The sequence below is a fragment of the Pseudorhodobacter sp. E13 genome (assembly GCF_003991405.1).
In the GTDB taxonomy this organism is placed as follows: Bacteria; Pseudomonadota; Alphaproteobacteria; order Rhodobacterales; family Rhodobacteraceae; genus Pseudorhodobacter.
Genome location: NZ_RPEN01000154.1, coordinates 205486 through 212432, shown reverse-complemented (window position 1 = coordinate 212432; position 6947 = coordinate 205486). Strand labels below are relative to the sequence as shown.

Here is a 6947-nt window from a genome sequence, read left to right as displayed (position 1 = left end):
GCGGGCGCGGAAGCTGAGCTGAGGGTTTTGGGGCAAGGCTGGGGGAGGGCTGTCTGCCCTCCCCCAGACCCCCACCCGAGGATATTTGGACCGAAAAGAAAGGGCTGGAATGGGACGCGTGCTATCGGTTGCATCGGAATGTGTGCCGCTGTTGAAAACCGGTGGGCTTGCCGATGTGGTGGGGGCTTTGCCGGGCGCATTGGCGGCGCAGGGCTGGGAGATGCGGGTTTTGATGCCGGGGTATCGGGCAGTGATGGCGCGGGCCGAGGGCTGGCCGGAGCTGTGGTCAACGCCGGATCTTTTTGGTGGGCCGGGCCGGGTTTTGGCGGGGGAGGTGGCGGGCATATCCATGTTGTTGCTGGAGGCGCCGCATCTTTATGACCGCGAGGGTGGGCCGTATTCCGGGCCGGGGGGCGATTGGCCGGATAATGACATGCGTTTTGCCGCGCTGAGCTGGGCCGGGGCTGCGATTGCGCAGGAGGGTTTGACCGATGGCTGGCGGCCGGACCTGTTGCATGCGCATGATTGGCAGGCGGGCTATGCGCCGGCCTATCTGGCCTATGCGGGCAGCAGCCTGCCCACGGTTCTGACCATTCACAATATCGCCTTTCAGGGCTTTTCGCCGGTGTCGCAGTTATATGCGCTGCGTTTGCCGCCGGAGCAGTTCTACCCCGATGCGCTGGAATATTTTGGCGGGCTGTCCAGCCTGAAGGCCGGTCTGGTGACGGCCAGCAAGATCACCACGGTTTCGCCCAGCTATGCCGGGGAACTGGCGCGGGCGGAATATGGCATGGGTTTGCAAGGGGTGATTGCGGCGCGGGCGGCTGATGTGACCGGGATATTGAACGGGGTTGATACGGCGATCTGGTCGCCGGACCTCGGCGACAACCCCTATTCGGCGGCGCGGCCCAAGGGCAAGGCCAAGGCGCGGGCAGCGCTTTGTGCCGAATTGGGGCTGGATGTGCCGGGGCCTTTGGCGATTGTGGTCAGCCGTTTGACCGACCAGAAGGGTATCGACCTGATCCCGCAGGTCGCCGACCGGTTTATCGCTGCGGGCGGCGGGCTGGCGGTGCTGGGCAATGGCGATCCGGGGTTGGAGGCGCAGTTGCGCGATCTGGCCGCGCGCCATCCCGGCCGGGTGGCGGTGCGCATCGGCTATGATGAGGCGTTCAGCCAGCGGCTGTTCGCCGGGGGGGATGCGGTTCTGGTGCCTTCGCGGTTTGAGCCTTGCGGCTTGACGCAGATGTATGGTTTGCGGTTTGGCACCTTGCCAGTGGTGGCCGCTGTGGGGGGGCTGGCCGATACGGTGATCACCGCAAATCCGGTGGCACTGGCGGCTGGTGTGGCCACGGGGTTGACCTTTCATCCCACCGATGCGCAGGCCTTCGGGTTGGCCTTGCAGCGCCTGATTGATCTTTACGCCGATCAAAACCTCTGGGCGCAGATGATGCGCAATGCGATGCGGCAAAAGCTGGATTGGGAGGCGAGTGCCGCCCGCTATGCCGCGCTGTATGCGGGCCTTGTGGCATGAGTTTCACGCCAAGCGCGGCGTTTGCCACCAGTGCCGGGTGCAGCGGGCCTTTGGGCGCGCATGTGGTGGGCGATGGTGTGAATTTCGCTGTGTTTTCCGCCCATGCCACCGGGATGGAGCTGTGCCTGTTCAGCCCCGATGGCAAGCAAGAGCGTGCGCGGCTGGCCTTTCGCGAACGCGATGGCGACATCTGGCATATGCATGTGGCAGGTATCGGCCCCGGCACGCTTTATGGCTTGCGTGCCCATGGTCCCTATGCGCCCGAAGCCGGGCATCGGTTCAACCCGCATAAGCTGTTGCTGGACCCTTATGCCCGGCAGGTGCAGGGGCCTCTGCGCTGGTCGGATGCGCTGATGGGTTACAAGGTCGGTGCGGCCCGGGCCGATTTGTCCTTTGATACCCGCTGTTCGGCGGCGCATATGCCCAAGGCGGTGGTGACGGCGGCCCAGCCTGCGGCTGTGCCCGGCCCCCGGCACGCGTGGCGCGATACGGTGATCTATGAGGCCCATGCCAAAGGCCTGACGCAACAGCACCCCGATATCCCGGCAGGGCTGCGCGGCAGCTATCTTGGCCTGTCCTCGCAGCCGATGCTGGACCATCTGACCCGGCTGGGCATCACCGCGATAGAGCTGCTGCCGGTGCATAGCTTCATTGATGACCGCTTCCTGACCTCGCGCGGGTTGCGCAATTACTGGGGCTATCAGACGCTTGGCTTTTTCGCCCCCGATCTGCGCTATGCCCGCACCGATGCGCAGGCGGAATTCCGGCAGATGGTCACAGCCTTTCACAGCGCCGGGATCGAGGTGATCTTGGATGTGGTTTATAACCACACCGGCGAGGGCGATGAATTGGGGCCAACGCTGGCCTATCGTGGCTTGGACAATGCCAGCTATTACCGCCTGCGCGATGGCGGGCGTTATTACGTCAATGATACTGGCACCGGCAACACGATGAACCTGTCGCACCCGATGGTGCTGCGCATGGTGATGGACAGTCTGCGCTATTGGGTCACGCAGATGGGGGTGGATGGGTTCCGCTTTGATCTGGGCACGGTGCTGGGCCGCGAAGGGCAGGGGTTTGACCCCGGTGCGGGTTTGCTGGATGCGATCCGGCAAGACCCGGCCTTGGCAGGCGTAAAGCTGATCGCGGAGCCGTGGGATATTGGGCCGGGGGGCTATCAGCTTGGCCATTTTCCGCACCCGTTCGCAGAATGGAATGATCAGTTCCGCGATGGCACCCGCCGGTTCTGGCGTGGGGATGCGGGCATGGCCCCTGCGCTGTCGGCGGGGCTGTTGGGCAGTGCGGGGCGGTTTGACCATCACAACCGCCCGGCCACGGCTTCGGTCAATTTCATCGCCGCGCATGACGGTTTCACACTGGCCGATCTGACCCGCTATACCGTCAAGCGCAACCTCGCCAATGGTGAGGAAAACCGCGATGGCCATGGCGAGAACCATTCCGACAATCTGGGCGTCGAGGGGCCAAGCGATGACCCTGCGATCAAGGCCGCGCGGGCCTTGCGGGCGCGCAACATGCTGGCAACGCTGCTACTGTCGCAAGGCACACCGATGCTGCTGGCAGGGGATGAGTTGGGCAACAGCCAGGACGGCAACAACAACGCCTATGCGCAGGACAACCCGACGGGTTGGGTGACATGGGAAGGCGCTGATGCCGCGCTCACCGGTTTTACCGCCCGATTGATTGCCTTGCGAAAGGCGCATCCCGTGCTGCGCCAGCATCGGTTTTTGCATGCCAAATTGCGGGCCGATGCGGTGCGCGATGTGATCTGGCGCAGGCCCGACGGGGCAGAACCCGGCGCTGCCGATTGGCATGATGCCGGGTTTCGCTGCCTTGGGCTGGAGTTGCGCCACGCTGCCGCCGCGCAGAACCCGGACCCCGAGGCGCTGTTCGTGCTGGTCAACGCCGGGCCAGAGCAGCCCGTGCATCTGCCCGACACCAGCGCCAAATGGTATCTGATCCTTGACACCACGCGCCCTGATTTCACGGCGCAACATCCCGCCAGTTCCCCCCTTGTCGCCCCGGCACAATCCGTGCTTGTCTTTGCCAATACCCCGTAAACCCGGAGTTTTCCCCATGATCCGCACCCAGTCTTTCACCCCGTTTGATGGCCAGAAACCCGGCACCTCGGGCCTGCGCAAAAAGACCCGCGTCTTTATGCAGCCGCATTATCTGGAAGCCTTTGTGCAGGCGATTTTCGCGGCGATTGGCGGGGCTGCGGGCAAGACCTTTGTGATTGGTGGCGATGGGCGGTTTTACAATGACCGCGCGGTGCAGATCATCCTGCGCATGGCGGCGGCACAGGGGGCCAGCCGTGCCATCGTCGGGCAGGGTGGCTTGCTGTCGACCCCTGCGGCCAGCCATCTGATCCGGTTGAACAAAACCGATGGCGGCATCATCCTGTCGGCCAGCCATAACCCCGGCGGGGTGGAGGAAGATTTCGGTATCAAGTTCAACATGGCCAATGGCGGCCCCGCGCCCGAGGCGGTGACCGAGGCGATGTATGCCGCCACGAAAACCCAAACCGAATACACCACGCTGGAGGCCGCCGATCTGGATCTGAACCGCATCGGCACCGTGTCGCTGGGCGATATGGTGGTGCAGATTGTCGACCCGGTTGCGGATTATGCAAGCCTGATGGAAAGCCTGTTCGATTTCCCCGCCATGCGCGCGCGCTTTGCGGCGGGGTTCACCATGCGCTTTGATGCGATGTGCGCCATCACCGGGCCTTATGCGCGGGACATTCTGGAAAACCGCCTTGGCGCGGCCAAGGGCACCGTGACCCATGGCACGCCTTTGCCGGATTTCGGCGGCATGCACCCCGATCCAAACCCGACCTGGGCGCATGAGTTGATGGATGAGATGATGGGACCAGCCGCGCCCGATTTCGGCGCGGCGTCCGATGGTGATGGCGACCGCAATATGGTCGTGGGGCGCGGGGCCTATGTCTCTCCGTCCGACAGCCTTGCGGTGCTGGCGGCCAATGCGCATCTGGCACCGGGCTATGCCGCGGGCCTGAAGGGCATCGCGCGGTCCATGCCCACATCGGCGGCGGCGGACCGGGTGGCGCAGGCCATGGGGCTTGCCTGTTTTGAAACGCCAACGGGGTGGAAATTCTTTGGCAATCTGCTGGACGCAGGCCGCTGCACGATCTGCGGCGAGGAAAGCTTTGGCACCGGCTCTGACCATGTGCGCGAAAAGGACGGGTTGTGGGCGGTGCTGCTATGGCTGAACATTCTGGCCGTGCGCGGGCAATCGGTGGCCGAGATACTGGCCGAGCATTGGGCCAAATATGGCCGCAACTATTACAGCCGCCATGATTTCGAAGCGATCGAGAGCGCCAAGGCCGATGCGATGATGGCCGCCCTGCGCGCCAAACTTGCCAGCCTGCCGGGGACGCAGGTGCAAGGCATGCAGATCAAGGCCGCCGATGATTTCGCCTATACCGACCCGGTCGATGGCTCTGTCAGCCAGAACCAAGGTGTGCGCATCATTTTCGCCGATGACAGCCGCATCGTTTACCGCCTGTCGGGCACCGGCACCCAAGGGGCCACCCTGCGCGTCTATCTGGAACGCTATCAGCCAGGACCAGAGGGCCTGCATCTTGACCCGCAAGAGGCACTGGCCCCGATCATCGCCGCCGCGCATGATCTGGCCCAGATCACCCCGCATACGGGCCGCAGCGCGCCGGATGTCATCACCTGATCGCCGCAGGGCGCGATCTGACATTCATCTGTCGCCAATCGCTGCGACCATCGTAGCAAATCGGCCCTAGCCTTGCCCAAAGGCCCCGACAACAGGGGCCGCTTTGGGAGGGACTATCATGAGTGACGTGAAAGCCGCGCGCAGCGGTCGCCAAGCTCGCCAAGCCCAGCGCGCCACGCGCGGGGGCGGCATGGGGCGGCCCTATATCCTGCGCAATATCCCGACCTATGATGTGATGTCGGAAGAAAACCTTGTGAAGATCGAAACCACCGCCGACCGTATTCTTGCCGAGGTGGGGATAGAGTTTCGCGATGACGCGGTGGCGCTGAACCATTGGAAGGCGGCGGGGGCCGAGGTGGACGGGCTGTTGGTGAAATTCCCGCCCGGCATGCTGCGCGAGATCTTGAAATCGGCCCCCGCGCAATTCACCCAACACGCCCGCAACCCTGCCAATTCGGTTGAAATCGGTGGCAAATCGGTGGTCTTTGCGCCTGCCTATGGCTCTCCCTTCGTAATGGATCTGGATCGGGGGCGCCGGTTCGGCACGATTGAGGATTTTCAGAACTTCATCAAACTCGCGCAGTCCAGCCCGAATTTTCACCACTCCGGTGGCACGATCTGCGAGCCGACCGATATTGCCGTGAACAAACGCCATCTGGATATGGTGCTGGCCCATCTGACGCTTTCGGATCGCCCCTTCATGGGCTCTGTCACCTCCGAGGAGCGTGCCGAAGACAGTATCGAGATGGCGCGCATCACTTTTGGCCGCGATTTTGTCGATCAGAATTGCGTCATTCTTGGCAATGTCAACGTGAACTCACCCTTGGTCTGGGATGGCACGATGACCAACAGCCTGCGCGCCTATGCCCGCGCCAATCAATGCGCGGTTGTGGTGCCTTTCATCCTTGGCGGTGCGATGGGGCCTGTGACCAGCGCGGGCGCGATTGCGCAATCGCTGGCGGAAACCATGGCAGGCTGTGCGCTGACGCAATTGGAACGCAAAGGCGCGCCGGTGGTGTTTGGCAATTTTTTGTCGTCCATGTCGCTGCGCTCCGGCTCTCCTACTTTTGGCACGCCGGAACCGGCAATCGGCTCCATGGTGATCGGGCAGTTGGCCCGCCGTCTGAACCTACCGCTGCGCTGCGCGGGCAATTTCACCACCTCGAAACTGCCTGACGCCCAAGCCATGACCGAAGGCACCATGTCGATGCTGTCGGCCATTCATTGCGGCGCGAATTTCATCCTGCACTCGGCGGGGTTCCTTGATGGGCTTTTGTCGATGTCTTATGAAAAATTCATGCTGGATGCCGATCTGTGCGGCGCGCTGCACAGCTATCTTGACGGGATCAAGGTTGATGACAACCAACTTGCGCTGGATGCGTTCAAAGAGGTTGGCCCCGGCAATCACTTCTTTGGCTGCGCCCATACCATGGGCAATTACGAAACCGCCTTTTGGGATAGCGATCTGGCCGATAACGAACCGTTTGAGAAATGGGAGGCGGCTGGCTCCACCGATGCTGCCACGCGCGCCAATACTTTGTGGAAAAAACGGCTGGCGGAATTTGAGGCCCCGGCACTGGATGCAGGCATCCGCCAAGGGTTGGAGGAGTTTGTTGCCGCCAAGAAATCCGCGATCAAGGATATGTGGTATTGATCGGGTCGCATCAGGCGTTAAGGCCCGCCCTTACTTAAG

At 62.8% G+C, this 6947-nt stretch carries 4 protein-coding genes; all 4 read left to right on the top strand.

The genetic code is table 11. From position 1 onward, the window contains the following. Positions 1 to 109 precede the first annotated feature (109 nt). The 4 genes from glgA to EGN72_RS09730 all read left to right on the top strand — a co-directional run bounded on the left by glgA (position 110) and on the right by EGN72_RS09730 (position 6908). Positions 110 to 1531: a glycogen synthase GlgA gene (gene glgA / locus EGN72_RS09745; protein WP_127046993.1), complete on the top strand. Its 1422-nt coding sequence runs from the start codon at positions 110 to 112 to the stop codon at positions 1529 to 1531. Next, positions 1528 to 3609 (top strand): glycogen debranching protein GlgX, encoded by a 2082-nt coding sequence (gene glgX, locus EGN72_RS09740; protein ID WP_127046992.1) that lies wholly within the window; start codon positions 1528 to 1530, stop codon positions 3607 to 3609. Before glgA ends, glgX begins: the two co-directional genes overlap by 4 nt. Positions 3610 to 3625: 16 nt before the next feature. Then, positions 3626 to 5254, top strand: a complete 1629-nt coding sequence (locus EGN72_RS09735) for an alpha-D-glucose phosphate-specific phosphoglucomutase (RefSeq protein WP_127046990.1) — start codon at positions 3626 to 3628, stop codon at positions 5252 to 5254. A 118-nt stretch (positions 5255 to 5372) separates the two neighbouring features. Then, positions 5373 to 6908 carry a trimethylamine methyltransferase family protein gene (locus tag EGN72_RS09730; protein WP_127046988.1) on the top strand — a complete coding sequence of 512 codons (1536 nt, stop codon included), beginning with the start codon at positions 5373 to 5375 and terminating at the stop codon, positions 6906 to 6908. The last annotated feature ends 39 nt before the right edge of the window (positions 6909 to 6947 follow it).